This is a genomic window from Mesorhizobium sp. P2_D5, assembly GCF_056404355.1.
Window position 1 is genome coordinate 1 of the sequence record NZ_JBFUEE010000004.1, and the last position, 24,124, is coordinate 24,124.

General features: G+C 61.5%; 36 protein-coding genes and 1 pseudogene. All 37 read left to right on the forward strand.

The features are described from left to right. The first annotated feature begins 4 nt into the window (after positions 1-4). The 37 genes and pseudogenes from AC1DYW_RS17525 to AC1DYW_RS17705 all read left to right on the forward strand — a co-directional run bounded on the left by AC1DYW_RS17525 (position 5) and on the right by AC1DYW_RS17705 (position 24,115). Positions 5-112 carry an EF-Tu C-terminal domain-related protein gene (locus AC1DYW_RS17525; protein WP_477227538.1) on the forward strand — a complete coding sequence of 36 codons (108 nt, stop codon included), beginning with the start codon at positions 5-7 and terminating at the stop codon, positions 110-112. Beyond that, positions 100-360 (forward strand): annotated as a pseudogene (locus tag AC1DYW_RS17530) (EF-Tu C-terminal domain-related protein); the annotation flags it as partial. The gene AC1DYW_RS17525 and the pseudogene AC1DYW_RS17530, both read left to right, overlap by 13 nt. A gap of 69 nt (positions 361-429) precedes the next feature. Next, entirely contained in the window at positions 430-738 is a 309-nt protein-coding gene (gene rpsJ / locus AC1DYW_RS17535) for a 30S ribosomal protein S10 (RefSeq protein ID WP_010909272.1), read from the forward strand. Positions 739-799: 61 nt separating this feature from the next. After that, positions 800-1,528: a 50S ribosomal protein L3 gene (rplC, locus tag AC1DYW_RS17540; RefSeq protein WP_184874355.1), complete on the forward strand. Its 729-nt coding sequence runs from the start codon at positions 800-802 to the stop codon at positions 1,526-1,528. Beyond that, a complete protein-coding gene (gene rplD, locus AC1DYW_RS17545) occupies positions 1,528-2,148 on the forward strand; it encodes a 50S ribosomal protein L4 (protein WP_006333366.1) in 621 nt (206 codons plus the stop codon). The genes rplC and rplD overlap by 1 nt, the downstream gene beginning before the upstream one ends. Further along, a complete protein-coding gene (locus AC1DYW_RS17550) occupies positions 2,145-2,438 on the forward strand; it encodes a 50S ribosomal protein L23 (RefSeq protein WP_010909275.1) in 294 nt (97 codons plus the stop codon). The genes rplD and AC1DYW_RS17550 overlap by 4 nt, the downstream gene beginning before the upstream one ends. A gap of 22 nt (positions 2,439-2,460) precedes the next feature. After that, positions 2,461-3,294 (forward strand): 50S ribosomal protein L2, encoded by an 834-nt coding sequence (gene rplB, locus AC1DYW_RS17555; RefSeq protein WP_095089679.1) that lies wholly within the window; start codon positions 2,461-2,463, stop codon positions 3,292-3,294. 16 nt (positions 3,295-3,310) lie between these two features. Further along, positions 3,311-3,589, forward strand: a complete 279-nt coding sequence (gene rpsS / locus AC1DYW_RS17560) for a 30S ribosomal protein S19 (RefSeq protein ID WP_006205463.1) — start codon at positions 3,311-3,313, stop codon at positions 3,587-3,589. A 2-nt stretch (positions 3,590-3,591) separates the two neighbouring features. After that, positions 3,592-3,981 (forward strand): 50S ribosomal protein L22, encoded by a 390-nt coding sequence (gene rplV, locus AC1DYW_RS17565; protein ID WP_006205462.1) that lies wholly within the window; start codon positions 3,592-3,594, stop codon positions 3,979-3,981. Then, a complete protein-coding gene (gene rpsC, locus AC1DYW_RS17570) occupies positions 3,981-4,706 on the forward strand; it encodes a 30S ribosomal protein S3 (protein ID WP_013895697.1) in 726 nt (241 codons plus the stop codon). Before rplV ends, rpsC begins: the two co-directional genes overlap by 1 nt. Positions 4,707-4,733: 27 nt before the next feature. Beyond that, entirely contained in the window at positions 4,734-5,147 is a 414-nt protein-coding gene (gene rplP, locus AC1DYW_RS17575) for a 50S ribosomal protein L16 (RefSeq protein ID WP_013531427.1), read from the forward strand. 13 nt (positions 5,148-5,160) lie between these two features. Further along, positions 5,161-5,361, forward strand: a complete 201-nt coding sequence (gene rpmC, locus AC1DYW_RS17580; RefSeq protein ID WP_457154019.1) for a 50S ribosomal protein L29 — start codon at positions 5,161-5,163, stop codon at positions 5,359-5,361. Between the two features lie 11 nt (positions 5,362-5,372). Beyond that, entirely contained in the window at positions 5,373-5,612 is a 240-nt protein-coding gene (gene rpsQ, locus AC1DYW_RS17585) for a 30S ribosomal protein S17 (protein WP_010909280.1), read from the forward strand. 71 nt (positions 5,613-5,683) lie between these two features. After that, complete coding sequence (rplN, locus tag AC1DYW_RS17590; protein WP_006205457.1) at positions 5,684-6,052, forward strand: 50S ribosomal protein L14; 369 nt, start codon at positions 5,684-5,686, stop codon at positions 6,050-6,052. Positions 6,053-6,064: 12 nt separating this feature from the next. Then, positions 6,065-6,379, forward strand: coding sequence for a 50S ribosomal protein L24 (gene rplX / locus AC1DYW_RS17595; RefSeq protein WP_013531428.1), 315 nt, complete (start codon positions 6,065-6,067; stop codon positions 6,377-6,379). Continuing rightward, positions 6,372-6,971: a 50S ribosomal protein L5 gene (gene rplE, locus AC1DYW_RS17600; protein ID WP_095089681.1), complete on the forward strand. Its 600-nt coding sequence runs from the start codon at positions 6,372-6,374 to the stop codon at positions 6,969-6,971. The genes rplX and rplE overlap by 8 nt, the downstream gene beginning before the upstream one ends. A gap of 27 nt (positions 6,972-6,998) precedes the next feature. Continuing rightward, a complete protein-coding gene (gene rpsN / locus AC1DYW_RS17605; protein WP_013895695.1) occupies positions 6,999-7,304 on the forward strand; it encodes a 30S ribosomal protein S14 in 306 nt (101 codons plus the stop codon). 12 nt (positions 7,305-7,316) lie between these two features. Further along, positions 7,317-7,715, forward strand: a complete 399-nt coding sequence (rpsH, locus tag AC1DYW_RS17610) for a 30S ribosomal protein S8 (protein WP_006205453.1) — start codon at positions 7,317-7,319, stop codon at positions 7,713-7,715. 90 nt (positions 7,716-7,805) lie between these two features. Further along, complete coding sequence (gene rplF, locus AC1DYW_RS17615) at positions 7,806-8,339, forward strand: 50S ribosomal protein L6 (protein WP_095089683.1); 534 nt, start codon at positions 7,806-7,808, stop codon at positions 8,337-8,339. 140 nt (positions 8,340-8,479) lie between these two features. After that, a complete protein-coding gene (gene rplR, locus AC1DYW_RS17620) occupies positions 8,480-8,839 on the forward strand; it encodes a 50S ribosomal protein L18 (protein WP_023757972.1) in 360 nt (119 codons plus the stop codon). An 86-nt stretch (positions 8,840-8,925) separates the two neighbouring features. Beyond that, positions 8,926-9,489 carry a 30S ribosomal protein S5 gene (gene rpsE / locus AC1DYW_RS17625; RefSeq protein ID WP_006333394.1) on the forward strand — a complete coding sequence of 188 codons (564 nt, stop codon included), beginning with the start codon at positions 8,926-8,928 and terminating at the stop codon, positions 9,487-9,489. A 24-nt stretch (positions 9,490-9,513) separates the two neighbouring features. Then, on the forward strand, positions 9,514-9,711 hold the full coding sequence (rpmD, locus tag AC1DYW_RS17630) for a 50S ribosomal protein L30 (protein WP_023736690.1): 198 nt from the start codon (positions 9,514-9,516) through the stop codon (positions 9,709-9,711). Positions 9,712-9,733: 22 nt separating this feature from the next. After that, the gene (rplO, locus tag AC1DYW_RS17635) at positions 9,734-10,207 is read left to right on the forward strand and encodes a 50S ribosomal protein L15 (RefSeq protein ID WP_027028844.1); all 474 of its coding nucleotides are present in this window, start codon (positions 9,734-9,736) and stop codon (positions 10,205-10,207) included. A gap of 184 nt (positions 10,208-10,391) precedes the next feature. Next, a complete protein-coding gene (gene secY, locus AC1DYW_RS17640) occupies positions 10,392-11,732 on the forward strand; it encodes a preprotein translocase subunit SecY (protein ID WP_379097713.1) in 1,341 nt (446 codons plus the stop codon). Further along, a complete protein-coding gene (locus tag AC1DYW_RS17645; RefSeq protein ID WP_095089687.1) occupies positions 11,729-12,325 on the forward strand; it encodes an adenylate kinase in 597 nt (198 codons plus the stop codon). Before secY ends, AC1DYW_RS17645 begins: the two co-directional genes overlap by 4 nt. Before the next feature lie 192 nt (positions 12,326-12,517). Continuing rightward, complete coding sequence (gene rpsM / locus AC1DYW_RS17650) at positions 12,518-12,886, forward strand: 30S ribosomal protein S13 (protein WP_006205445.1); 369 nt, start codon at positions 12,518-12,520, stop codon at positions 12,884-12,886. Positions 12,887-13,011: 125 nt separating this feature from the next. Next, entirely contained in the window at positions 13,012-13,401 is a 390-nt protein-coding gene (rpsK, locus tag AC1DYW_RS17655) for a 30S ribosomal protein S11 (protein ID WP_006205444.1), read from the forward strand. 104 nt (positions 13,402-13,505) lie between these two features. Next, complete coding sequence (locus AC1DYW_RS17660; RefSeq protein ID WP_013531438.1) at positions 13,506-14,516, forward strand: DNA-directed RNA polymerase subunit alpha; 1,011 nt, start codon at positions 13,506-13,508, stop codon at positions 14,514-14,516. Between the two features lie 37 nt (positions 14,517-14,553). After that, complete coding sequence (gene rplQ / locus AC1DYW_RS17665; RefSeq protein WP_056588614.1) at positions 14,554-14,985, forward strand: 50S ribosomal protein L17; 432 nt, start codon at positions 14,554-14,556, stop codon at positions 14,983-14,985. A 199-nt stretch (positions 14,986-15,184) separates the two neighbouring features. After that, the gene (locus AC1DYW_RS17670) at positions 15,185-16,672 is read left to right on the forward strand and encodes a DegQ family serine endoprotease (protein WP_095089691.1); all 1,488 of its coding nucleotides are present in this window, start codon (positions 15,185-15,187) and stop codon (positions 16,670-16,672) included. A gap of 42 nt (positions 16,673-16,714) precedes the next feature. Further along, entirely contained in the window at positions 16,715-18,022 is a 1,308-nt protein-coding gene (locus AC1DYW_RS17675) for a replication-associated recombination protein A (protein ID WP_477227094.1), read from the forward strand. Between the two features lie 5 nt (positions 18,023-18,027). Beyond that, positions 18,028-18,705 (forward strand): DUF930 domain-containing protein, encoded by a 678-nt coding sequence (locus AC1DYW_RS17680; RefSeq protein ID WP_477227095.1) that lies wholly within the window; start codon positions 18,028-18,030, stop codon positions 18,703-18,705. Positions 18,706-18,865: 160 nt separating this feature from the next. Then, positions 18,866-19,696, forward strand: coding sequence for an aspartyl/asparaginyl beta-hydroxylase domain-containing protein (locus tag AC1DYW_RS17685; protein WP_477227096.1), 831 nt, complete (start codon positions 18,866-18,868; stop codon positions 19,694-19,696). Positions 19,697-19,980: 284 nt separating this feature from the next. Beyond that, positions 19,981-21,639: a hypothetical protein gene (locus AC1DYW_RS17690; RefSeq protein WP_477227097.1), complete on the forward strand. Its 1,659-nt coding sequence runs from the start codon at positions 19,981-19,983 to the stop codon at positions 21,637-21,639. A gap of 140 nt (positions 21,640-21,779) precedes the next feature. Continuing rightward, the gene (gene crcB / locus AC1DYW_RS17695; protein ID WP_095091657.1) at positions 21,780-22,154 is read left to right on the forward strand and encodes a fluoride efflux transporter CrcB; all 375 of its coding nucleotides are present in this window, start codon (positions 21,780-21,782) and stop codon (positions 22,152-22,154) included. Between the two features lie 60 nt (positions 22,155-22,214). Next, the gene (locus AC1DYW_RS17700) at positions 22,215-23,195 is read left to right on the forward strand and encodes an RluA family pseudouridine synthase (RefSeq protein WP_095091656.1); all 981 of its coding nucleotides are present in this window, start codon (positions 22,215-22,217) and stop codon (positions 23,193-23,195) included. Between the two features lie 47 nt (positions 23,196-23,242). Next, complete coding sequence (locus AC1DYW_RS17705; RefSeq protein ID WP_477227539.1) at positions 23,243-24,115, forward strand: DMT family transporter; 873 nt, start codon at positions 23,243-23,245, stop codon at positions 24,113-24,115. The last annotated feature ends 9 nt before the right edge of the window (positions 24,116-24,124 follow it).

Sequence of the window (24,124 nt, forward strand, 5' to 3'; positions counted from 1 at the left end):
CATCCTGACCAAGGACGAAGGTGGCCGTCACACGCCGTTCTTCACCAACTACCGTCCGCAGTTCTATTTCCGCACGACGGACGTGACCGGCATCGTGTCGCTGCCATCCTGACCAAGGACGAAGGTGGCCGTCACACGCCGTTCTTCACCAACTACCGTCCGCAGTTCTATTTCCGCACGACGGACGTGACCGGCATCGTGTCGCTGCCGGAAGGCACCGAGATGGTGATGCCGGGCGACAACATCACGGTCGATGTCGAGCTGATCGTGCCGATCGCCATGGAAGAGAAGCTGCGCTTCGCTATCCGTGAAGGCGGCCGCACCGTCGGTGCCGGCATCGTCGTCACCATCAAAGAGTAATTTGGACTTAAACCGATCTGTCGCGGGCGCAGGAGTTGCCCGCGCCGCGCCAGAACAAGGAAGTGACGCATGAACGGACAGAATATCCGCATCCGCCTGAAGGCGTTTGATCACCGCGTGCTCGACGCCTCGACGAAGGAAATCGTGTCGACGGCCAAGCGCACCGGTGCCAACGTCCGCGGCCCCATTCCGCTGCCGACGCGGATCGAAAAGTTTACGGTCAACCGGTCGCCTCACGTCGACAAGAAGAGCCGCGAGCAGTTCGAGATGCGCACGCACAAGCGTCTGCTCGACATCGTCGATCCGACCCCGCAGACGGTCGATGCTTTGATGAAGCTCGATCTGGCCGCCGGTGTGGACGTCGAGATCAAGCTCTAAGGGAATGAGAGCGCGGTAAGGGGCGGTGCCCCTGGCCCGGAACTCTAAAGGAATTGAACCGATGCGTTCAGGTGTGATTGCAAAGAAGGTGGGAATGACCCGCATCTACAACGATGCCGGGGAACATGTTCCCGTCACCGTTCTCCAGATGGAGAACTGTCAGGTCGTGGCGCAGCGCACGCAGGAGAAGAATGGCTACACTGCCGTTCAGCTCGGCGTTGGCCTTGCCAAGGTGAAGAACACGTCGAAGGCGCTGCGCGGCCATTTCGCGACCGCTTCCGTCGAGCCGAAGGCGAAGGTCGCCGAGTTCCGCGTCTCCGCCGACAACATGATCGATGTCGGCGCCGAGATCACCGTCGAGCATTTCGTCCCCGGCCAGAAGGTCGATGTGACGGGCACGACGATCGGCAAGGGTTTTCAGGGCGTCATCAAGCGCCACCACATGGGTGGTGGCCGCGCGACGCACGGTAACTCGGTCTCGCACCGTACGCACGGTTCGACCGGCCAGCGCCAGGACCCGGGCAAGGTGTTCAAGGGCAAGCATATGGCTGGCCACATGGGCGACACCCGCGTCACCACGCAGAATGTCGAGATCGTTTCGACCGACGCCGACCGCGGCCTGATCCTGATCCGCGGTGCGGTTCCCGGATCGAAGGGCGCCTGGATCCTGGTCCGCGATGCGGCCAAGGTGGCACTGCCGGCCAATGCGCCGAAGCCTGCCGCGATCCGCCCAGTTGCAGCAGGGAGTGCTGCTAAGAACGAGGCTCCGGCCACAGAGGGAGCGGAATAATGGATCTCAAGATCACAACGCTTGGCGGCAAGGACGCCGGCAAGGTGGAACTCTCCGAGGAGATTTTCGGCCTTGATCCGCGCGAGGACATCCTGCAGCGCGTCGTGCGCTGGCAGCTCGCCAAGAAGCAGCAGGGCACGCACAAGGCCAAGGGCCGCGCCGAAATCGCGCGCACCGGTGCCAAGATGTACAAGCAGAAGGGTACGGGCCGCGCCCGTCACCATTCGGCACGCGCTCCGCAGTTCCGCGGCGGCGGCAAGGCTCACGGCCCGGTCGTTCGCAGCCATGAGCACGAACTGCCGAAGAAGGTTCGCGCGCTTGGCCTCAAGCATGCTCTCTCGGCCAAGGCCAAGAGCGCGTCGATCATCATCATCGACGAGCTGAAGCTGACCGAGGCCAAGACCAAGGCGCTGATCGCGAATTTCGCGACGCTGGGCCTGACCAACGCTTTGGTGATCGGCGGTGCCGAGCTTGACAAGAACTTCAAGCTGGCGGCGACGAACATCCCCAACATCGACGTGCTGCCCATCCAGGGCATCAACGTCTACGACATTCTGCGCCGCGGCACGCTGGTCCTTTCGAAGGCCGCCGTCGAGGCTCTCGAGGAGCGCTTTAAATGACCGACCTTCGTCATTATGACGTGATCGTCTCGCCGGCGATCACCGAAAAGTCGACCATGGCCTCCGAGCAGAACCAGGTCGTCTTCAACGTCGCCAAGAAGGCGTCGAAGCCGGAAATCAAGGCCGCCGTCGAAGCGCTGTTCGGCGTCAAGGTGATGGCCGTGAACACGCTTGTCCGCAAGGGCAAGATCAAGCGCTTCCGCGGCACGATCGGCCGCCAGAGCGACGTCAAGAAGGCGATTGTGACATTGGCCGACGGCCAGTCGATCGACGTCGCGACGGGTCTCTGAGCAAGGTCGCGAGGACAGAACAATGGCACTGAAAAAATTCAACCCGGTAACGCCGAGCACCCGCCAGCTGGTCATCGTCGACCGCTCGGGCCTCTACAAGGGCAAGCCCGTCAAGGGTCTGACCGAGGGCCTGACCAAGTCGGGCGGCCGCAACAATTACGGTCGCATCACCGCCCGCTTCATCGGTGGTGGCCACAAGCGTTCGTACCGCATCATCGACTTCAAGCGCCGCAAGTTCGACGTTGTGGGCACGGTCGAGCGCATCGAATACGATCCGAACCGCACCGCTTTCATCGCGCTCATCAAGTACGACGACGGCGAGCTGTCCTACATCATCGCTCCGCAGCGTCTGGCCCCCGGCGACAAGATCGTTTCCGGTGAAGCCGTCGACGTGAAGCCGGGCAATGCGATGCCGTTGGCCTCGATGCCGGTCGGCACCATCGTCCACAACATCGAGCTGAAGCCGGGCAAGGGCGCCCAGGTTGCCCGTTCGGCAGGTGGCTACGGCCAGCTGGTCGGCCGCGACCAGGGCATGGCGATCCTGCGCCTCAACTCGGGCGAGCAGCGTGTCGTGCACGGCTCCTGCATGGCCACCGTCGGTGCCGTGTCCAATCCGGACCATGGCAACATCAACGACGGCAAGGCCGGTCGTACGGTTTGGCGTGGCAAGCGTCCGCACAATCGCGGCGTGACCATGAACCCGGTCGACCATCCGCACGGCGGCGGCGAAGGCCGCACCTCGGGTGGCCGCCATCCGGTTTCGCCCTGGGGCAAGCCGACCAAGGGCAAGAAGACGCGGTCCAACAAGGCGACCGACAAGTTCATCCTGCGCTCGCGCCATCAGCGCAAGAGCTAAGAAGAGGTAACGCCAAGTGACTCGTTCTATTTGGAAAGGCCCCTTCATCGACGGCTACCTTCTCAAGAAGGTGGACAAGGTTCGTGAAGGTGGTCGCAATGAGGTGATCAAGATGTGGAGCCGTCGCTCCACCATCCTGCCGCAGTTCGTCGGCTTCACCTTCGGTGTCTACAACGGCCAGAAGCATGTTCCCGTCTCGGTGAACGAGGACATGGTCGGTCACAAGTTCGGTGAATTCGCTCCGACCCGGACCTATTACGGTCACGGCGCGGATAAGAAGGCGAAGAGGAAATAATCATGGGCAAGGCCAAAGCTCCGCGCAGGCTTGCTGACAACGAAGCGCGCGCCGTATTGCGCACGATCCGTATCAGCCCGCAGAAGCTGAACCTCGTTGCCGCGCTGATCCGCGGCAAGAAGGTCGCGACAGCGCTTTCCGATCTCGAATTTTCGGCCAAGCGGATTTCCGGCACGGTCAAGAAGACGCTGGAATCGGCAATCGCCAACGCGGAAAACAACCACGACCTCGACGTCGATGCACTGATCGTGGCGGAAGCCTATGTCGGCAAGTCGATCGTCATGAAGCGGTTCCATGCCCGTGGCCGTGGTCGCGCCAGCCGTATCGAGAAGCCGTTCTCGCACCTCACGATCGTCGTTCGTGAAGTCGAAGAAAAAGGGGAGGCCGCATAATGGGCCAGAAAGTCAATCCGATCGGTCTTCGCCTCGGCATCAACCGCACCTGGGATTCGCGCTGGTTCGCGAACACCGGCGAGTACGGCAAGCTGCTGCATGAGGACATCAAGATCCGCAAGTATCTTGAGAAGGAACTCAAGCAGGCTGCGATCTCGAAGGTCGTCATCGAGCGTCCGCACAAGAAGTGCCGCGTCACCATCCACGCCGCGCGCCCGGGTCTGATCATAGGCAAGAAGGGCGCCGACATCGAGAAGCTTCGCAAGAAGCTGATGGAGATGACGAAGTCCGAGACGCACCTCAACATCGTTGAAGTGCGCAAGCCGGAAATCGACGCGACGCTGGTCGCCCAGTCGATCGCCCAGCAGCTCGAGCGTCGTATCGCGTTCCGTCGCGCCATGAAGCGCGCCGTGCAGTCGGCGATGCGCCTCGGTGCCGAAGGCATCCGCATCAACTGCGCCGGCCGTCTTGGCGGTGCTGAGATTGCGCGCATGGAATGGTACCGCGAAGGCCGCGTGCCGCTGCATACACTGCGCGCCGATGTCGACTACGGCACGGCCGAGGCGAACACGGCGTACGGCATCTGCGGCGTCAAGGTCTGGGTGTTCAAGGGCGAGATCCTTGAGCACGACCCGATGGCTTCGGAACGTCGTGCGACCGAGGGTGATGCTGCACATGGCGGTGGTGGTGATCGCGAACGCGGTCGTCGTCGCGAAAACGCGTGAGACATTTAGGAATTTGGAGTTAGAACGATGCTGCAGCCAAAGCGCACAAAGTTCCGCAAGCAGTTCAAGGGCCGTATCCATGGTACCGCAAAGGGCGGCACCAATCTGGATTTCGGTGGTTTCGGGCTGAAGGCGCTTGAGCCGAACCGCGTCACCGCACGTGAGATCGAGGCGGCCCGCCGCGCGATCACCCGTGAAATGAAGCGCGCCGGTCGCGTCTGGATCCGTATTTTCCCGGACGTGCCGGTCACTTCGAAGCCGACCGAAGTCCGCATGGGCAAGGGCAAGGGCGCTGTCGATTACTGGGCGGCGCGCGTCAAGCCGGGCCGCATCATGTTCGAGATCGACGGCGTCAATGAAGAAACCGCCCGTGAGGCACTGCGTCTCGGCGCGGCCAAGCTCTCGGTCAAGACGCGCTTCGTGCAGCGCATCGCAGAATAAGGACGGGCTGATCATGAAAGCCGAAGACATCCGGACCAAGACCCAGGACCAGCTGACCGACGACCTGGCCAGCCTGAAGAAGGAGCAGTTCAACCTGCGCTTCCAGAAGGCCACCGGCCAGCTCGAGAAGACCGCGCGCGTGAGACAGGTCCGTAAGGACATTGCGCGTATCAAGACCATCGCTGCGGAAAAGTCCGTGGCTAAGAAGGCTTAAGGACGAAAACCATGCCAAAGCGCATTCTGCAGGGCACCGTCGTCAGCGACAAGAACGAGAAGACGGTTGTCGTCAAGGTCGAACGGCGCTTCACGCATCCCGTGATGAAGAAGACCGTGCGCATGACTAAGAAGTACAAGGCGCACGACGAGAACAACGCCCACAAGGTTGGCGATCAGGTGTTCATCCAGGAATCGAAGCCGATTTCCAAGGACAAGCGCTGGATCGTCGTGTCTTCGGACCAGGCGTAAACAACGAATTTTGGACAGACCGGGGAGGGGCTTTGAGCCCGTCCCGTTAGAAAAGAAGAAGGCGGCCAGTCATGATTCAGATGCAAACAAACCTCGACGTCGCGGATAATTCCGGCGCCCGTCGTGTCATGTGCATCAAGGTGCTGGGCGGCTCGAAGCGGAAATACGCTTCCGTGGGCGACATCATCGTGGTGTCGATCAAGGAAGCCATCCCGCGCGGCCGCGTGAAGAAGGGCGATGTGATGAAGGCGGTCGTGGTTCGCACGGCCAAGGACATCCGCCGCCCGGACGGCAGCGTGATCCGTTTCGACAAGAACGCAGCCGTTCTCGTCGACAACAAGAAAGAGCCGATCGGCACGCGTATCTTCGGACCGGTTCCGCGCGAACTTCGCGCCAAGAACCACATGAAGATCATCTCGCTCGCGCCAGAAGTGCTGTAAGGAGCCGGACCAATGCAAAAGATTAGAAAAGGCGACAAGGTCGTCGTGCTGGCCGGCAAGGACAAGGGCCGTTCGGGCGAAGTCCTCTCGGTTCAGCCGAAGGAAGACACCGCGCTGGTGCGCGGCGTCAACATGATCCGTCGTCACCAGAAGCAGTCCCAGTCCCAAGAGGGCGGGATCATCACCAAGGAAGCGCCGATCCAGCTGTCGAACATCGCGCTGGCCGACCCTAAGGATGGCAAGCCGACCCGCGTCGGCTTCATCTTCCAGAAGGACGGCAAGAAGGTGCGCGTCGCCAAGCGCTCGGGAGAAGTCATCAATGGCTAAGGCTCAAACCACGAAGCCCAAGGCTGAAAGCAAGCAGTCCAAGGCTCAGAACACGCCGCGCCTCAAGCAGGTCTACAACGAGACCATCCGCAAGGCGCTGCAGGAGCAGTTCGGCTACGACAACGAGATGCAGGTTCCGCGCATCGACAAGATCGTGCTGAACATGGGCGTTGGCGAAGCGACCGGCGATTCGAAGAAGCCTTCGATCGCGGCCGAAGACCTGGCGATGATCGCCGGCCAGAAGGCCGTCGTCACCCGCGCCCGCAACTCCATCGCCGGCTTCAAGGTCCGCGAGAAGATGCCGATCGGCGCCAAGGTCACGCTACGCAAGGAACGCATGTACGAGTTCCTCGACCGCCTCGTGAACATCGCACTGCCACGCGTCCGCGACTTCCGCGGGCTCAATCCGAAGAGCTTCGATGGCCGTGGCAACTACGCCATGGGCATCAAGGAACACATCGTGTTCCCGGAGATCAACTACGACAAGGTTGATCAGATCTGGGGCATGGACGTCATCGTTTGTACGACTGCGAAGACGGACGACGAAGCCAGGGCTTTGCTCAAGGCTTTCAACTTCCCCTTCCGCCAGTAACGGCAGCGAGAAAAGGAAAAATCTGAAATGGCAAAGACCAGCTCAGTCGAGAAGAACAACAGGCGCCGCAAGCTTGCCGACCAGTACGGTCCCAAGCGCGCTGCGCTGAAGGCGATCATCATGGACCAGTCCAAGCCGATGGAAGAGCGTTTCCGCGCTCAGCTCAAGCTTGCCGCCATGCCGCGCAACTCGGCCAAGATCCGCATCCGCAACCGCTGCGAAGTCACCGGCCGTCCGCGCGCCTACTATCGCAAGCTCAAAGTATCGCGCATCGCGCTCCGTGATCTCGGCAACAACGGCCAGATCCCGGGCCTGGTCAAGTCGAGCTGGTAAGGAGGACATAACATGTCATTGAGCGATCCTCTCGGCGATATGCTGACCCGCATCCGCAACGCCTACGGCCGCAAGAAGTCGAGCGTCTCGACGCCGGCCTCGCGCCTGCGTACCCGCGTCCTCGACGTGCTGAAGGCTGAAGGCTATATCCGCGATTACAGCCAGACCGACTTCGACAACGGCAAGTCCGAAATCGAGATCGAGCTGAAGTATTTCGACGGCGCACCCGTCGTGCGCGAAATCGCCCGCGTTTCGAAGCCTGGCCGCCGCGTCTACGTTTCGGCCAAGTCGATTCCGCACGTCGCCAACGGCCTCGGCATCGCCATCCTTTCGACACCGAAGGGCGTGATGGCCGACCACGAAGCGCGTGAACAGAACGTCGGTGGTGAAATCCTCTGCCAGATCTTCTGATCTGGCGTGATCGGAAAAATTGGAATCCGGTCTTCGGGGTCATGCCCGAAGACAGAGACCTGAAACAAGAGAAGTGACGAGGACAACAAAATGTCTCGTATTGGAAAGAAACCCGTTTCGCTGCCGCAGGGCGTGACCGCGACCGTCAACGGCCAGACCGTGACGGCGAAGGGCCCCAAGGGCGAGCTGAAGTTCGTGGTGAACGAAGAAGTGCTGGTCAAGATGGAAGGTAGCGAGATCGCTGTCCAGCCGCGCGACCAGACCAAGACGGCGCGCTCCAAGTGGGGCATGTCGCGCACGCAGATCGTCAACATCCTGCAGGGTGTGAAGGACGGCTTCGAGAAGAAGCTCGAGATCACCGGCGTCGGCTATCGCGCCGCCATGCAGGGCAAGAACCTGCAGCTGGCACTTGGCTTCAGCCATGACGTCGTCTACGAGACGCCGGCGGGCATCACGATCGCTGTGCCGAAGCCGACGGAAATCACCGTGACCGGCATCGATAAGCAGCAGGTCGGCCAGGTTGCCGCCGAGATCCGCGAATACCGTGGTCCCGAGCCCTACAAGGGCAAGGGCGTCCGCTACGCTGGCGAGAAGATCGTCCGCAAGGAAGGCAAGAAGAAGTAGTGGGCATGGCCCCGAAAAGTTGCAGACTTTTCGGAAAGGGCCAAGCCAAAGAAGTGTAACGCCGCGGGGAGCGGTCGCGGGAGGCGCTTTCGCCTACCGCATATGGCGGCCCCCGTTTTTTGAAGGCAAGGAAGACTATCATGGGTACCAAGGAATCCACGCAGCGCCGTGCGCAGCGCGTCCGTCGCCAGATCAAGAAGGTCGCCGGCGAGCGTCCGCGTCTGTCGGTTCACCGCACGTCGAAGAACATCTATGTGCAGGTCATCGACGACGCCAAGGGCCACACCATCGTCGCTGCCTCGACGCTTGAGAAGGACCTCAAGGGTTCGCTCAAGACCGGCGCCGACACCGCCGCTGCCGCCGCGATCGGCAAGCTGATCGCCGAGCGCGCCACCAAGGCCGGTGTCAAGGAAGTCGTCTTCGACCGCGGCGCCTACATCTATCACGGCCGCGTCAAGGCGCTCGCCGAGGCCGCCCGTGAAGGTGGTCTGAGCTTCTAAATCTAAGGAATTTCGCCCCCGGTGACCCACAGAGGCGCCGGATCTTATCAGCAACCGTGCTTCCGGAAAAAAACAAGGAACAGGATATGGCACAGGAACGTAGGGATGGCGGCCGCGGCCGCGATCGTGAAGAACGCGATGACGGCATGGTGGACAAGCTCGTCCACATCAACCGCGTCGCCAAGGTCGTCAAGGGCGGCCGTCGCTTTGGTTTTGCAGCACTCGTCGTCGTCGGCGACCAGAAGGGCCGCGTCGGCTTTGGTCACGGCAAGGCGCGCGAAGTGCCGGAAGCTATCCGCAAGGCAACTGAATCGGCCAAGCGCGACATGATCTTCGTGCCGCTGCGCTCGGGTCGTACGCTGCACCACGACGTCGAAGGACGCTGGGGCGCGGGACGCGTTCTGCTTCGCGCTGCCAAGCAAGGTACCGGCATCATCGCCGGTGGCCCGATGCGCGCCGTCTTCGAGACGCTCGGCATGCATGACGTGGTCGCCAAGTCGATGGGTTCGTCGAACCCCTACAACATGGTTCGCGCCACCTTCGACGCGCTGAAGAGCCAGATGCATCCCAAGGATGTGGCTGCTGCTCGTGGCATCAAGTATTCGACCCTTCAGGCCCGCCGCGGCACCGCCGTTGCGGCTGAAGAATAGTCGATCTGACCAGGGATTTTGACCATGGCCAAGAAAGCAACAAAGACCGTCACCGTTGAGCAGATCGGCTCGCCGATCCGCCGCCCGAAGGAACAGCGCGCGACGCTGGTCGGGCTCGGCCTCAACAAGATGCACAAGCAGCGCACGCTGGAAGATACACCCTCCGTGCGCGGCATGATCGCTGCCGTCCAGCATCTCGTCCGCGTCGTGGACGAGGGCTGAGCCAGAGCGCAGGAGAACCCAGATGAAACTCAACGATCTGCGTGACAAGGACGGCGCGACGCACTCCAAGAAGCGTCTCGGCCGTGGCATCGGCTCCGGCTCCGGCAAGACCGGCGGTCGCGGCGTCAAGGGCCAGAAGGCGCGCTCCGGTGTCGCCATCAACGGCTTCGAGGGTGGCCAGATGCCGCTCTACAGGCGTCTGCCGAAGCGTGGCTTCAACAACATTTTCGCCAAGAGCTTCACCGTCGTCTCGCTGGCCCGTATCCAGGTGGCCATCGACGCCAAGAAGCTCGACGCCAAGGCAACCGTGACGGCTGAATCGCTGGTCGCTGCCGGCGTAATCCGCCGCGTCAAGGACGGCGTGCGCATCCTCTCGGACGGCGAGATCAAGGCGAAGCTCGCCTTTGACGTCGCCGGCGCCTCCAAGGCCGCGATCGAGAAGATCGAGAAGGCCGGCGGCTCGGTCAAGTTGCCGGAAAAGGCAGCTGCCGAGTAACGGCAATTTGAAGCGCGAGCGGGATCCGTTTTTGCTCACGATCGTGCTTTGATCTGCTCAATTAGGCGGCCGCGTCAACGCGGCCGCTTGCATGTTTAGAGCCCGGAGCTTATCTCGTGAGCTTCGGTGAAACGCGCCGCCTGAGCTCAAGGGCCATCAAGCGTTACCAAGCGGAGAATCAGGCATGGCTTCGGCTGCTGAACAACTAGCCTCGAATCTGAATTTCTCGGCCTTCGCCAAAGCGGAGGACCTGAAGAAACGCATCTGGTTCACCATCGGCGCGTTGCTCGTCTATCGCCTCGGCACCTATATTCCGCTTCCCGGCATCAATCCCGACGCCTTCGCTCAGGCCTTCTCATCGCAGAGCAAGGGCGTGCTCGGCATGTTCAACATGTTCGCCGGCGGCGCCGTGCAGCGCATGGCGATCTTTGCGCTCGGCATCATGCCTTACATCTCCGCCTCCATCATCATGCAGCTGATGACGTCGGTTATCCCGTCGCTGGAAGCGCTGAAGAAGGAAGGCGAACAGGGCCGCAAGGTCATCAACCAATACACGCGCTACGGCACCGTGCTGCTTGCGCTTGTTCAGGCCTATGGCATTTCGGTCGGCCTGGAGGGCGGCAACGGCATCGTCAGCGATCCCGGCATGTTCTTCCGTATCTCGACCGTCGTGACGCTGGTCGGCGGCACCATGTTCCTGATGTGGCTGGGCGAACAGATCACCGCCCGCGGCATCGGCAACGGCATCTCGCTGATCATCTTCTCCGGCATCGTCGCCGGCCTGCCGCATGCCATCTCCGGCACGCTGGAGCTTGGCCGTACCGGCGCGCTGTCGACCGGCCTGATCCTGGCGATCATCGTGCTGGCCGTTGTCGTCATCGCCTTGATCGTGTTCTTCGAGCGCGCCCAGCGCCGCTTGCTGATCCAGTATCCGAAGCGCCAGGTCGGCAACCGCATGTTCCAGGGCGATACCTCGCATCTGCCGCTGAAGCTCAACACGTCAGGCGTCATTCCGCCGATCTTCGCGTCGTCGCTGCTGTTGCTGCCGGCCACCGTCGCCGGCTTCTCGCAGACGACCAACATGCCGGCCTGGGCCAGCACCGTGCTGGCGTCGCTCGGCCACGGCCAGCCGCTCTACATGGCATTCTACGCGGCGATGATCGTGTTCTTCGCCTTCTTCTACACTGCGATTGTCTTCAACCCGAAGGACACCGCCGACCAGCTCAAGAAGCATTCGGGCTTCATCCCGGGCTATCGTCCGGGCGAGCGCACCGCCGATTACATCGACTACGTTCTCACCCGCATCACCGTCGTCGGCGCCATCTATCTGGTGCTGGTGTGCTTGCTGCCGGAGTTCCTGATCTCGGCGACTGGCGTACCATTCTACCTTGGTGGCACATCGCTTCTGATCGTGGTCAGTGTCACGCTCGATACGGTTGCGCAGATTCAGGGCCACCTGATCGCGCACCAGTATGAAGGCCTGATCAAGAAGTCGAAGCTGCGCGGGGGGAAGAAAGCCAGATGAGGTTGATATTGCTTGGGCCGCCAGGGGCGGGCAAGGGGACACAAGCACAAAGACTGGTAGAAAAACACGGCATACCCCAGCTCTCGACGGGTGACATGCTGCGTGCTGCAGTCCAGGCTGGCACCGAAGTCGGCAAACGCGCCAAGGCGGTGATGGATGCCGGTGAACTGGTTTCCGACGCCATCGTCAACGCCATCGTCGCCGAACGTATCGATCAGCCGGATTGCGCGAAGGGTTTCATCCTCGACGGATATCCGCGGACCCTGGTGCAGGCGGACGCGGTTGAGCAGATGCTTTCGGATCGCTCGCAGGGCCTCGATGCGGTCATTGAACTTGTCGTCGACGACAAGGCGCTGGTTGGCCGTATCGTCAAGCGGGCCAACGAAGCACAAGCCGCCGGCCAGCCCGTGCGCAAGGACGACAATCCGACCGTGTTCGAGGAGCGTCTGAGGGAATACTACAAGAAGACGGCGCCGCTGATTGGCTACTATTATGCCAAGGGCACGCTCCGCAGCGTCGACGGCATGGCCGATATCGACGCCGTGACGGGACAGATCGAAGCGGTGCTAAGGGACGCAACGCGGGGAATTTAAACGATTGCACTTGACGGGAGCGGTTCGCTGCGGTATGGCGGCCCGTCTTCCTATCAGGCATCGGCTTTGCTTGTCCGCAAGGGCAAGGCAGCCGCTTTGAACTGGAAACTCCCGCATGGGCCGGCCTCCACCGGACGCGGGGCAACTTAAGATAGCGCCGGTTCGTCCGGCCCACATGGAGAAGAGAAGAATATGGCTCGTATAGCCGGCGTCAACATTCCGACCAACAAGCGCGTCGTCATCGCGCTTCAGTACATTCACGGCATTGGCAAGAAGTTCGCCCAGGAGATCGTCGACAAGGTCGGCATCCCGGCCGAGCGTCGCGTCAACCAGCTCACCGACGCGGAAGTGCTGCAGATCCGCGAAACCATCGACCGCGACTACCAGGTCGAGGGCGACCTGCGCCGCGAAGTCTCGATGAACATCAAGCGGCTCATGGACCTCGGCTGCTATCGCGGCCTGCGTCACCGCCGCTCGCTGCCGGTTCGCGGCCAGCGCACGCATACCAATGCGCGCACCCGCAAGGGCCCGGCCAAGTCGATCGCCGGCAAGAAGAAGTAATTGAGCGAATAGCGATTAGCTCGTGGCGAATAGGTTTCTACCCACCATTCGCTACGCCCTACTCGCTTTTGCAAGGTGGAGCCGCTGGCATTACGGCGGTGTAGAGATCAACTGAAAGGACTATCATGGCCAAGGAAGCCGCTCGTGTTCGCCGTCGCGAACGCAAGAACATCTCGTCGGGCGTTGCCCACGTCAATTCGACCTTCAACAACACGATGATAACCATCACTGACGCACAGGGCAATTCGATTGCCTGGTCGTCGGCCGGTGCCCAGGGCTTCAAGGGTTCGCGCAAGTCGACCCCGTTCGCTGCCCAGATGGCTGCCGAGGACGTTGCCAAGAAGGCCCAGGAACACGGCATGCGCATGCTCGAAGTCGAGGTCTGCGGACCCGGCTCCGGTCGTGAATCGGCACTGCGCGCCCTGCAGGCGGCCGGCTTCACCATCACGTCGATCCGTGATGTGACGCCGATCCCGCACAATGGCTGCCGCCCGCGCAAGAAGCGCCGCGTCTAAAAAATTACCGAACGCCGCGCGAGCGCCCTTTGTGGCGCTCCTCCACGGCATTCCAGGTCGCCCGCCACGATTGGATGGTGGCGGGTCAACGGAAGGAAAGCATCATGATCCAGAAAAATTGGCAGGAACTGATCAAGCCGAACAAGATCGAGTTCTCGTCGAAGAAGAAGACGCTGACCACGCTGGTCGCCGAGCCGCTCGAGCGTGGCTTTGGCCTGACGCTCGGCAACGCGCTGCGCCGCGTGCTTCTGTCTTCGCTGCGCGGTGCGGCTGTTACCGCCGTGCAGATCGACGGCGTTCTGCATGAATTCTCGTCCATCGCCGGCGTGCGTGAGGACGTGACCGACATCGTCTTGAACATCAAGGAAATCGCCATCCGCATGGAAGGCGATGGCCCCAAGCGCATGGTCGTGCGCAAGCAGGGACCGGGTGCGGTTCTGGCCGGCGACATCCAGACGGTTGGCGACGTCGAAATTCTCAACCCCGACCACGTCATCTGCACGCTGGACGAGGGCGCTGAAATCCGCATGGAATTCACCGTCGACACCGGCAAGGGTTACGTGCCGGCCGACCGCAACCGCGCCGAAGACGCGCCGATCGGCCTGATCCCGGTCGACAGCCTGTATTCGCCGGTCAAGAAGGTCTCCTACAAGGTCGAGAACACCCGCGAGGGCCAGGTTCTCGATTATGACAAGCTGACCATGACGATCGAGACCGACGGTTCGATCACCGGCGAGGACGCGGTGGCTTTCGCTGCTCGCATCCTGCAGGACCAGCTCGGCCTGTTCGTCAACTTCGACGAGCCGCAGAAGGAAGTCGCCGCCGAAGCCGTCACCGAGCTCGCCTTCAACCCGGCGCTGCTCAAGAAGGTCGACGAGCTCGAGCTTTCGGTGCGTTCGGCCAACTGCCTGAAGAACGACAACATCGTCTATATCGGCGACCTGATCCAGAAGACCGAAGCCGAGATGCTGCGCACCCCGAACTTCGGCCGCAAGTCGCTGAACGAGATCAAGGAAGTCCTGGCGGCAATGGGCCTGCACCTCGGCATGGAAGTGCCGGACTGGCCGCCGGAAAACATCGAAGACCTCGCCAAGCGTTACGAAGATCAATATTGAGGCGTTGCCTCTGAACCCGCAATGAAGGAGAAGAGCCATGCGCCACGGATTTAAGGGCCGCCGGTTCGCCCGCAGCATAAGCCACCGCAAGTCGATGTTCGCCAACCTGGCCGTGTCGCTGCTCGAGCACGAGCAGATCGTCACCACCCTGCCGAAGGCGAAGGATCTGCGTCCGATCGTCGAGAAGCTGGTGACGCTCGGCAAGCGCGGCGACCTGCACGCCCGCCGCCAGGTGATCGCGCAGATCGGCAATGAAGGCGTCGTCAAGCGCCTGTTCGACACCATCGCCCCGCGCTACGCTACCCGCAACGGCGGCTATCTGCGCATCATGAAGGCGGGCTTCCGTCACGGCGACAATGCCGCCATGGCTGTCATCGAGTTCGTCGATCGCGACACCTCGGCCAAGGGCGCCGGCGACCGCGCCCGCATCGAAGCCGAAGGCACCGACGCGGACGCCGCAGCCGCATAAGGCTTGGTTTTCCGGAGTGAATGCAAAGGGGCCCACGGGCCCCTTTTTGTTTTCTGAAAGCAGGAGATTGCAGCCAAAGCCGATCTTCAGGCCGGAACCGAGGCTCTTTGGCCAAAATAATCGGATTTCAGCGGCTTAGCCTTTCATTTTGCACAATCGTCGGGACAATGCCCCCGAACTCGCCTTGGAGGATTCGTGAATGCGCGCCAACCGACTGTCCCTTGTCCTGCTCTTCGCCATGATGGCGTTCGCAGCCGCACCGGTGGCCAGGCAGGCATTGGCCGAGGAGACCAAGACCGATCCCGGCCTGTCCGACGTGCTGACCGACCTCTTGCATGGCGTCGAAGGCGAGAACTCTACATCCGGTCCCGACAAGCGCGTGCCGTTCGGCCGCGAAGAGGTGCAACTGTCGTTCGCCCCGCTGGTCAAGCAGACGGCGCCGGCCGTGGTCAACGTCTATGCCTCGCAGACCGCCAAGGTAACGTCGCCCTTCGACGGCGATCCGTTCTTCGAGGAGTTCTTTGGCCGTTCGCAGCCGCGCGCGCAGTCTTCCCTGGGGTCCGGTGTGTTGGTCGACCCGACCGGCATCGTGGTCACCAATTACCACGTCATCAAGGACGCCGACCAGGTCAAGGTGGCAACCGCGGACGGGCGTGAGTTCGACAGCAAGGTGATGCTGAAGGACGAGACACTCGACCTTGCAGTGCTCAAGATAACCTCGGACAAACCGTTTCCGGTCATCGCCATCGGCGATTCCGACGCGCTCGAGGTCGGCGATCTTGTGCTGGCCATCGGCAATCCCTTCGGTGTCGGCCAGACCACCACCAGCGGCATCGTTTCGGCACTTGCCCGCAGCCATATTGGCGTCGCCGATTCAAGCTTCTTCATCCAGACCGACGCCGCCATCAATCCCGGCAATTCGGGAGGTGCGTTGATCAACATGGGCGGCCAGCTGGTCGGCATCAACACGGCGATCTACAGCCGCAGCGGCGGCTCGATCGGCATCGGCTTTGCCATCCCCGCCAACATGGTGCGTGCCTTCGCCGATGCGGCCAAGGCCGGGCTCGACTTCTTCGAACGGCCCTATATCGGTGCCGAGTTCGAAGCGGTGACGCCGCAGATTGCCGAATCGCTCGGCATGGAGAAGCCGACCGGTGCTTTGGTCTCGTCGGTCGAGGCGACCGGCCCGGCCGCCAAGGCGGGGCTCAAGCCTGGCGACGTCGTGATGCAGCTCAACGGCAAGCCGGTCGAGAGCATCGAAGCGCTGGATTACCGGATGGCGACGCTGTCGATTGGCACCAATGCAAATTTCGCGGTTCTGACCAAGGGCCAGCAGGCGGCGATGGACATCGCGCTGGAGCGCGCTCCGGAAGGCATGAAGGCGGCTGAAGTGACGCTGCACGGCCGCAGCCCGTTCTCGGGCGCCAAGGTCGCCGAACTGTCGCCCCGGCTTGCCCAGAAGCTTGGCCTGCGCACCGACATCAAGGGCGTCACCGTGGTCGACATCAACCGCGACTCGCCGGCCGCCGATTTCGGATTCCAGCCGGGCGATATCGTGCGCGAGGTGAACGGCACCACCATCGATACCGCGGCAACCCTGGAGCAGGCCGCCCAGGCGGATACGCGCTGGTGGCGCTTTACCGTCGAGCGCGGCGGGCAGATACTGCGTCAGGTATTGCGTTATTAAAGCACGTCCCTTCGGGTTCATGCTCCAACCAAAAAGAAGTGCATGGCCGATCTGTTCAGCGTCGATGAACCGGAAAAGGCGTCGCCCGGGCGGCCGCTCGCCGACAGGCTGCGGCCGAAAAACCTCGGCGAGGTCGTCGGCCAGGAGCATCTGACCGGCCCTGATGGCGCGCTGACCCGGCTGATTGGTTCCGGCTCACTCGGCTCGATGATCTTCTGGGGACCGCCCGGCACCGGCAAGACCACGGTGGCGCGGTTGCTGGCCGGCGAAACCAGCCTTGCTTTCGAGCAGATATCGGCGGTGTTCTCCGGCGTCGCCGACCTGAAAAAAGTGTTCGAAGCCGCCAAGCTGCGGCGCACCAACGGTCGCCAGACCTTGTTGTTCGTTGACGAGATCCATCGCTTCAACCGCGCCCAGCAGGATTCTTTTCTCCCCGTCATGGAGGATGGGACCGTCGTGCTCGTCGGTGCCACCACCGAAAACCCGTCCTTCGAACTGAACGCGGCTCTGTTGTCGCGCGCGCGTGTGCTGGTCTTCCATTCATTGGGCGAGGAAAGCATCGCCAAGCTGATGGCGCGAGCCGAGGAGACCGAGGGCAGCGCGTTGCCGCTCGACGACGAGGCGAGGGCGATGCTCATCCACATGAGCGATGGCGACGGCCGCGCCTCGCTGACGCTTGCTGAAGAGGTGTGGCGGGCTGCAAAGCCAGGCGAGATTTTCAACCCCGAAGGTCTGCAGCGCGTCGTCCAGCGCCGCGCGCCGATCTACGACAAGGGCCAGGACGGCCACTACAATCTGATCTCGGCGCTGCACAAATCGGTGCGCGGTTCGGATCCCGACGCCGCGCTCTATTATCTGGCGCGCATGTTCGATGCCGGCGAGGATCCGCTCTATCTCGGCCGCCGGCTGGTGCGCATGGCCATGGAAGACATCGGCCTTGCCGACCCGCAGGCGCTTGTCGTGGCCAACGCCGCCAAGGACGCCTACGACTATCTCGGCTCGCCCGAGGGCGAACTCGCCTTTGCCGAGGCCACCGTCTATCTCGCCACCGCGCCCAAATCCAACGCCGTCTACACCGCCTTCAAGGCAGCCACGCGTGCGGCCAAGGAACATGGCTCGCTGCTGCCGCCGAAACACATCCTCAACGCGCCAACCAAGCTGATGAAAGAGGAGGATTACGGCGCTGGCTATCGCTACGACCACGATGAGCCGGATGCCTTTTCGGGCCAGGACTATTTTCCCGAGAAGATGGGCCGGCAGACCTTTTATGATCCGCCTGAACGCGGCTTCGAGCGCGACATCAGAAAGCGGCTCGACTATTGGGCGAAGCTGCGCAAAGAGCGGGAATAGCAGGCTTGCGTGCCCCGGTCGTCGTCACGCTTCCAAACCAGGCTTCGCCTTGGGGCATCTCCGCTTCGGTCGTTCTCCACACGCTGCTGGCTGCGACGCTGGCTCTGATGCCGTTGCCGAAGCGGCCCAAGCGGCTCGAGGAGGACCGGGTGTCGGTCGACATCCTGACGCCGCAACAATTCGAGGCGGCGACCAGGCCACCGCCTGCTCCAGTGACGCCGGCACTGCCTGAAGCGCCTGCAGCGGCGCCTCCGCCTGCCTCGATCCCGCCCGAACCGCAACCGCCCGCCGCGCCGGCCATGATCCGGCCGACCGAAATGCTGTCGGCCAAGACACTGGCCGATCCCCGCAGCCGGCAGGCGCGCGCCGATCTCGCCACCTTCGCTTCCGACGAGCGCATGGTTCAGCTGTGCAATCTCGAAGCCATGGATCAGATCCGCGAATGGCGTACGGATTTCAAGCCGGAGCGGGTCGTGCCCTACGCAATGGCGGAGGAAAAAATCACTGGAACCACCATCGCCGCGAATGGCGCGGCTTTCCGTAGTCGCAGAAACTGGTATAGCCTGAAGTTCAGATGCCAATTGGCTGGGGACGGCGAAAGCGTCGTCGGCTTTGAGTTCCTGGTTGGCGATCTGGTCCCCAGGGAAAAATGGGACGAGCTTGGCCTGCCGGCGGTGCATTGACCGAAATCCGGCAGGCTTCACAAGGCAGCCAGCCGGCCACGATACCGCGGCCGTTGTGTGGTGACCCAAAAAACCTTATCAAGGCGCACGGCCGGGGGGTGGTCGTTGCCATGATTTTGGCGCCTCATTCGCAACAGGATCGCGCTTCGCGCGTGGAAAAATGACAAGAACCCTTCGCAAAACCCTTCGCAAATTCGCCATTGCCATCCCGCTTCTCGCCCTTGGCTTTTACTTCATCCCGATCCTGACATCGGTCTTTATCGTCCTCGGCCTCATCGATGTCCTGCGCAACGACCGCAAGGACCTGTCGCTGTTCTCGGGCTATTTCCTCGGCAACGGCCTGTTCACCTGGCTGCTTTCACCTTTCAACCTGCTGGTCGATCTCTTGTGCTACCGCAATCCCGGCGTCTGGAAACTGGAACAGTTCCCCGCCGACTATCAGCGCGAGGTCAATGAGGTCCTGGACATCTTCAAGGCGCGCAAGGACGAGATCATCGCCGACATCGACGCCAATTTCGGCGCCGGCCGGCGCGGCATGTATGTCTATCAGTGGTACGGCAAGCACAAGATCGACAACGTCGCCGAGTTCAACAAGGACTTCAAATACATCAAGACCATCGCCGTTTCCGTCTTCAGCAAGCGCGAATCGACCTCATGGCACTTCGGCCCGCTGCGGCTCAGCCTGCGCATTCTCTACAATCTGATCCCGGTGAAGTCGGAGATTTTCGTCGAATGCGGCAACGTCAAGAACTACTGGTATGACAATCCGCTGTTCATCTTCGACGACACGCTGCTGCATCGGTCGGTCAACGAACATGATGGCCGCCGCTACTGCGTGTTCATGGACATTATCAGACCATCCCCGGTTCCCGGGCTGATCGCCGGCATGCTTGCCGTCGTCTCGGTGAGTGTCGAGCGCATCAACTCGATGTTCTACAAGAACTGGAAGATGATCGGTTCGACCAAGCCGAAGAAGGTCGGGACGACCTGAGCCTGAAATCGTCAATGCTGCCGGCCCTGCCGGCGGCATTGAGGCGTTTTTAACGCGCTAGTCATCCACCGCCACGTGCATCGCTGTTCCGCCCCGTGTCTTCTGGGGGCGTTCTCAATGCTTGCGATGGCCACGCGTTCAAGTATACATCCCGCCAAGCTCTCAACAGTTCCTGATACGAATCGCGTGGGGTTCCTGTTTGCCGAAACGGCTTCCTGGCTGCATCGGCAGGAGTCCCGGTTTGCCTCGACAGTCCTGCCTCTTCCCTTCCTTGGCGGCCTCAAGTGACGAAGAACGAAACCCTCGGATTCTGGCTAAAAATCTACATATGTACCGCGTTGCTGGGCGTTGCTTTCGCCGCGATATACGTAAGGCTTGAGGAGCCCGTCTACTATTGGGATTTTGCCGCTTACTTCAATGGGTTTGACCAGTATGGCTCACTCCTGGCCGAGAGCCCGCTCCAGTGGCTGAGCCAATTGCGGGCGTCTGTCGCGAGGGATGACTACAGCGCGGCAATTCTGGTGCCGCTTATGCCGTTTCACATGTTTTTCGGCGGTTCAAGGCTTTCCTATATCGCTGGAATAGTCATCGTTTACCTGGTCCCGACCGCTCTTTTCATAGGACGAATGAGCTACCTGGAGGCGGTCTCCGACACTCCTTCGCCCCGAAGCTGGTTTGTCGTGTGGATCGCGGCCTTTCTCTACACGCCGTTCTGGTCGGCGACGCTTCGTGGATTGCCGGATATTGCCGGCTGCCTCGCGCTTTCCGCGGCAACTTATTTTCTCTGGAAATCGAGGTTCCTGACACGCCAACCGGTGATCAACGGGATACGCATCGGCATATGCCTCTGGTTGGCGTTCATGCTGCGCCGTTGGTATGCATTTGCCGTCATAGGGATCGCACTTTCTGCAGCCTTCTTTTGTTCGTTGCAGGTCGCAAAAGACCGCGACTTCGCGGCATTCCGGAACGCGGCGTTAGGGGGCGTGTGCACGCTTTTTGTGATTGCCGGAGCCGCATTGGCCTTCCAGCAACCCCTGATCCTCAAGATTCTGGGAACGAGCTACGGTGACCTTTACAGCGGATACAAAACCAACTTCGTTTCGCAGATCGACCAGGTAGGATCGCGGCTGAGCTATGTGAACTGGCTGTTGATCGTCGTGGGCCTTTATATCTCCTTCATACGCCGCAACAGTTTCGCTTTGTTCTGTGCTCTCGCCTCGGCACTGACCTTCTTCCTCTTCACCCGGACGCAGGATCCGGACCGTCATCATTCGATGCCGATGTTTCTTTGGCTCTTTCCTGCATATGCCCAGGCAATCGTCTCGATCGTTTCGATGCCGGCGCTGAAATCTCGGTGGTCAACCGTCGTCATAGCCGTCGTCGCCGGGTTTGCGTATCTGGGTACCTTTTTCCCGATCGGCCGCCAGTTGCTGTCACCGATCGGCTATGTTTTTGCCAGGGAAGATACGCTTCCTCTTCACCTCGACAATCTTCCCGAATACAGGCGCCTCATCGACGATCTTGTCAGGGAAATGCGGCCCGAGGACCGCTTCTCGGTGTTTGCCTCAGGCGCGGTCATGAATAGCTCGCTGTTGTTTGAAATGGATATGGACCTTTTCCCTCGTGTCGGATGGTCTTGCCAGGTTGATAGTCGCGATCAATTCGCACCGGAGGCATTGAAATCGAGATATGTCGTCGTAACCGATCCTCCTGTTACCCATTTGCAATCGGGTGCGCAGATCTGCGTCACGATACCGGACCAGGATATTGTCGAAGGGAAGGGTGTCGGCGCCGCCTATAAGCGCATTGCGACATATCAACTGTCCGGCGGCGTCAAGGGCTACCTTTATGAACAGATGCGCCCGGTCAGCAAAACGGAACTCGATGCCCTTTACGGCGAGTTCAGGAAAAAATACCCAGGCTGGACAACGCCTGAGTGGTGACGATCAGGTTGACACGCTCTGACCAACTCGACGATGGCCGCGAAAGGCGGTTCGCGCCCGATCGTCTGCGCGGTCCCAACCGCATCGTCGTCAGCTTCAGGGGATTGACCATGCCGCCCTTGTGGAGGCAGTAAACGGTCATGTTCAATCTGCTTCTCGTTGTGGTAGGCGGCGGCATCGGCGCCGGCATTCGTCACCTCACCAACATCGGCGCGCTGCGCCTTGTCGGCCCCAACTATCCCTGGGGGACGATGGCAATCAACATCGTCGGCTCGTTCGCCATGGGCCTGTTCATAGCCACCCTGGCGCGCCGCGGCGGATCGAACGAACTCAGACTGTTCGTCGCCACCGGCATCTTTGGCGGCTTCACCACCTTTTCCGCATTTTCGCTCGATTTCGCGACTTTGTGGGAGCGGGGAGCCACGCTGCCGGCGTTTGGATATGCCCTTGCCAGCGTCATTGGCGCCATTATCGCCCTGTTTCTGGGACTTTGGCTCGCAAGAACCGTTTCATAGTGTTATTGCCGCGCCAAGAGCGGGCCGAACCCTGCTCGGGAAACGGATAAGCGAAAAAATATGGCAGGCGTTGAACAGATCACAGTGGAGGCCGGCGAGGCGGGCATGCGGCTCGATCGCTGGTTCAAGACCCATTTCCCGGGCCTGGGCTTCGGCCATCTGCAAAAGCTGCTGCGCTCCGGCCAGATCCGCGTCGATGGCGGCCGGGTCAAGGCCGACACCCGCGTCGAACCCGGCCAGATGGTGCGCGTTCCGCCGCTTGAGGTGGACAAGAAGGGCGAGAGCGCGCTGACCGGTCACTCGATCCGCAACCAGGGCGATGCCGACGTCCTGGCGAAAATGCTGATCCATGAAGATCCCAAGGTCTTCGTCTTCAACAAGCCGGCGGGCCTTGCGGTGCAAGGCGGCTCGGGGGTCACCCGCAATGTCGACGACATGCTGGAAGCCTGGCGCAACCAGAAGGGCGAGAAGCCGCGGCTGGTCCATCGCCTCGACCGCGACACTTCGGGCGTACTGGTCGTCGCCCGCACCCGGCTTGCCGCCATGAAGCTGTCGGAAGCGTTTCGCGCCCGCGAGACCAAGAAGACCTATTGGGCTCTGGTCAAGGGCGTGCCGCCCAAGCGTGAGGACAAGATCTCGACCTGGCTGATCAAGGAGCCGACGCCCGATGGCGATCGCGTGCGCATCGCCGCGCATGGCGAAAAGGGCGCCGACCACGCCGTGTCCTACTACCGCATCATCGAGCAGGCGGCGCAGACGATGACCTGGCTGGAAATGGAGCCCTACACCGGCCGCACGCACCAGCTTCGTGTTCATGCTGCCTATATCGGCTGCCCGATCATCGGCGACCCGAAATATTTCGAGGCCGACACCAACTGGGATTTCCCCGGTGGCATTCAGAACCGCCTGCATTTGCATGCGCGCCGCATCATCATTCCGCACCCGGACAAGGGTGTCATCGATGTCACCGCGCCGATGCCTCCACATATGCGCCAGAGCTGGAACCTGATCGGCTTCGACGACGCCAGCGCGGAGGACTGATCGTGAGCGGCGTGACCGATACGCTCGACCGGCGCGACACGGTCGATATGGCCGCCGCCGCAATCATGGTCGGCCTGACCTTTTCCTGGGGGCTGAACTACGTCGCCGCCAAGATCTCCTACGCCGGTTACGATCCTGTCTTCCTGTCGATCGCGCGCTCGGTCATCGGCGGCCTGTGTGTCTTCGCCTGGTGCCGCTGGCGCGGCATCGCGCTTTTCACGCGCGACGGGACATTGCCCGCCGGTATCGCGGTTGGCGCGCTGTTCGGCATCGAGTTCCTCTGCCTCTATGTCGGCCTGGAGCACACGACCGTCGCCCGCAACACGCTGCTGGTCAATACAATGCCGTTCTGGATGCTGATCGGCGGCCATTTCCTGCTTGGCGAGCAGATAGCCTTGCGCAAGTTCCTTGGCCTGCTGCTGGCCTTTGCCGGCCTTGCCGCGGTGTTTTCCGACAAGCTTGGCGGCGGCGGGGACATGCTGTTCGGCGATCTCTTGAGTCTTGGCTCTGGATTTTTCTGGGCCTTGACCAACATCCTCATCAAGCGGTCGAAGCTGGTCGAGGCGAGTGCCGAGAAGCTGCTGCTCTATCAACTCGCCGGTGCGGCAATCGTCGGAATACTGGTGTTGCCTCTCGCCGGTGCGCCCATCCGCGACCCTGCCGTGCTGTCGACGTTGGCGCTGCTTTTCCAGGCAGTCTACATCGTTGCCTTCACCTATGTGCTTTGGTTCTGGCTGCTGAGGCGCTATCCGGCTTCAGGCCTGTCCAGCTTCACCTTCCTGTCGCCGGTTTTCGGCGTGCTGTGCGGCGCCATGTTCTTGAATGAGCCGCTGACCATGCGCATCTTCCTGGCACTTGGCCTGATTGCCGCCGGCCTGATCATCGTCAACAGGCCGTCGCGCAAGCTCGTGCCGGTTTGAGAGAGCCTT

Bases quoted from the DNA above. Each gene is read 5' to 3' on its own strand.
- rplC (WP_184874355.1), top strand. From the start codon at position 800: ATGCGTTCAGGTGTGATTGCAAAGAAGGTGGGAATGACCCGCATCTAC.
- rplE (WP_095089681.1), top strand. From the start codon at position 6,372: ATGGCTAAGGCTCAAACCACGAAGCCCAAGGCTGAAAGCAAGCAGTCC.
- rplQ (WP_056588614.1), top strand. From the start codon at position 14,554: ATGCGCCACGGATTTAAGGGCCGCCGGTTCGCCCGCAGCATAAGCCAC.
- rpmD (WP_023736690.1), top strand. From the start codon at position 9,514: ATGGCCAAGAAAGCAACAAAGACCGTCACCGTTGAGCAGATCGGCTCG.
- rplO (WP_027028844.1), top strand. From the start codon at position 9,734: ATGAAACTCAACGATCTGCGTGACAAGGACGGCGCGACGCACTCCAAG.
- rplD (WP_006333366.1), top strand. From the start codon at position 1,528: ATGGATCTCAAGATCACAACGCTTGGCGGCAAGGACGCCGGCAAGGTG.
- rpsC (WP_013895697.1), top strand. From the start codon at position 3,981: ATGGGCCAGAAAGTCAATCCGATCGGTCTTCGCCTCGGCATCAACCGC.
- secY (WP_379097713.1), top strand. From the start codon at position 10,392: ATGGCTTCGGCTGCTGAACAACTAGCCTCGAATCTGAATTTCTCGGCC.
- rpsQ (WP_010909280.1), top strand. From the start codon at position 5,373: ATGCCAAAGCGCATTCTGCAGGGCACCGTCGTCAGCGACAAGAACGAG.
- rplV (WP_006205462.1), top strand. From the start codon at position 3,592: ATGGGCAAGGCCAAAGCTCCGCGCAGGCTTGCTGACAACGAAGCGCGC.
- rpsK (WP_006205444.1), top strand. From the start codon at position 13,012: ATGGCCAAGGAAGCCGCTCGTGTTCGCCGTCGCGAACGCAAGAACATC.
- rplB (WP_095089679.1), top strand. From the start codon at position 2,461: ATGGCACTGAAAAAATTCAACCCGGTAACGCCGAGCACCCGCCAGCTG.
- AC1DYW_RS17670 (WP_095089691.1), top strand. From the start codon at position 15,185: ATGCGCGCCAACCGACTGTCCCTTGTCCTGCTCTTCGCCATGATGGCG.
- rplP (WP_013531427.1), top strand. From the start codon at position 4,734: ATGCTGCAGCCAAAGCGCACAAAGTTCCGCAAGCAGTTCAAGGGCCGT.
- rplX (WP_013531428.1), top strand. From the start codon at position 6,065: ATGCAAAAGATTAGAAAAGGCGACAAGGTCGTCGTGCTGGCCGGCAAG.
- rpsH (WP_006205453.1), top strand. From the start codon at position 7,317: ATGTCATTGAGCGATCCTCTCGGCGATATGCTGACCCGCATCCGCAAC.
- rplN (WP_006205457.1), top strand. From the start codon at position 5,684: ATGATTCAGATGCAAACAAACCTCGACGTCGCGGATAATTCCGGCGCC.
- rpsM (WP_006205445.1), top strand. From the start codon at position 12,518: ATGGCTCGTATAGCCGGCGTCAACATTCCGACCAACAAGCGCGTCGTC.
- AC1DYW_RS17550 (WP_010909275.1), top strand. From the start codon at position 2,145: ATGACCGACCTTCGTCATTATGACGTGATCGTCTCGCCGGCGATCACC.
- AC1DYW_RS17675 (WP_477227094.1), top strand. From the start codon at position 16,715: ATGGCCGATCTGTTCAGCGTCGATGAACCGGAAAAGGCGTCGCCCGGG.
- rpmC (WP_457154019.1), top strand. From the start codon at position 5,161: ATGAAAGCCGAAGACATCCGGACCAAGACCCAGGACCAGCTGACCGAC.
- rplR (WP_023757972.1), top strand. From the start codon at position 8,480: ATGGGTACCAAGGAATCCACGCAGCGCCGTGCGCAGCGCGTCCGTCGC.
- rpsE (WP_006333394.1), top strand. From the start codon at position 8,926: ATGGCACAGGAACGTAGGGATGGCGGCCGCGGCCGCGATCGTGAAGAA.
- AC1DYW_RS17660 (WP_013531438.1), top strand. From the start codon at position 13,506: ATGATCCAGAAAAATTGGCAGGAACTGATCAAGCCGAACAAGATCGAG.
- AC1DYW_RS17705 (WP_477227539.1), top strand. From the start codon at position 23,243: ATGGCCGCCGCCGCAATCATGGTCGGCCTGACCTTTTCCTGGGGGCTG.
- AC1DYW_RS17685 (WP_477227096.1), top strand. From the start codon at position 18,866: ATGACAAGAACCCTTCGCAAAACCCTTCGCAAATTCGCCATTGCCATC.
- rpsJ (WP_010909272.1), top strand. From the start codon at position 430: ATGAACGGACAGAATATCCGCATCCGCCTGAAGGCGTTTGATCACCGC.
- crcB (WP_095091657.1), top strand. From the start codon at position 21,780: ATGTTCAATCTGCTTCTCGTTGTGGTAGGCGGCGGCATCGGCGCCGGC.
- AC1DYW_RS17645 (WP_095089687.1), top strand. From the start codon at position 11,729: ATGAGGTTGATATTGCTTGGGCCGCCAGGGGCGGGCAAGGGGACACAA.
- rpsN (WP_013895695.1), top strand. From the start codon at position 6,999: ATGGCAAAGACCAGCTCAGTCGAGAAGAACAACAGGCGCCGCAAGCTT.
- AC1DYW_RS17700 (WP_095091656.1), top strand. From the start codon at position 22,215: ATGGCAGGCGTTGAACAGATCACAGTGGAGGCCGGCGAGGCGGGCATG.
- rplF (WP_095089683.1), top strand. From the start codon at position 7,806: ATGTCTCGTATTGGAAAGAAACCCGTTTCGCTGCCGCAGGGCGTGACC.